Source organism: Brevundimonas sp. UBA7664 (genome assembly GCF_002483305.1).
Classification (GTDB): domain Bacteria; phylum Pseudomonadota; class Alphaproteobacteria; order Caulobacterales; family Caulobacteraceae; genus Brevundimonas.
On sequence record NZ_DLHQ01000059.1, the window covers coordinates 1 to 668 of the forward strand.

2 protein-coding genes are annotated in these 668 nt (G+C 70.7%); both read left to right on the plus strand.

The window, feature by feature from the left end; translation table 11 throughout:
* The coding region (locus tag B2742_RS13750; protein WP_292067345.1) for a TonB family protein at nt 1–378 on the plus strand (378 nt) is incomplete at its 5' end.
* A gap of 125 nt (nt 379–503) precedes the next feature.
* A partial coding sequence (gene rpsM / locus B2742_RS13755) for a 30S ribosomal protein S13 (protein ID WP_292067625.1) occupies nt 504–668 on the plus strand: 165 nt, incomplete at its 3' end.

The following is a 668-nucleotide window of genomic DNA, read 5'->3' on the forward strand; positions in this document are numbered from 1 at the left end:
CCTGGCATGGGCCAGGGCGGGGAGGGGACCGGATCCGGCACGGGCCGCGGCGCCGGCTCTGGCCCGGGCGACGGCGGCACGCGCGCGCGGCTGGTGAGGGGCCCCGGCAACGACCAGATCGCCCGGGTCTATCCCCGCGCCGCCCTGTCGGCGCGACAGGGGGGACGAGGCGTGATCACCTGCGCGGTGCGGCTCGATACGCGCCTGGACAACTGCCGCCTGGTCAGTGAGACGCCTCCGGGCCAGGGGTTTGGCCAGGCGGCCCTGGTGGCCGCGGACGAATTCCGCTTCCAGCCGCCGACCCGGGACGGCCGCCCCGTCAGCGGGCAGGAGATCACTGTGGGGGTCGATTTCGACCCCGGCCGCGTGCGGCGATAACCCCGCGACCCGTTGACGCCGGGGGAATCCCCTGTATAAGGCGCGCTTCCGCGAAGGACGTCGGCGCTCCTGGTCTGTTGACCGGAGCGTTTGTTGCGTCCGTCAACGCGTATCTGGAGAGCTTCGTGGCCCGTATCGCTGGTGTCAACATCCCGACCAACAAGCGCGTAGAGATCGCGCTGCAGTACATCCATGGCATCGGCGCCCACGCCGCCAAGGAAATCACCTCCAAGGTCGGCATCGAATCCGCCCGCCGGGTCAATCAACTGACCGACGCCGAGGTGCTGCAG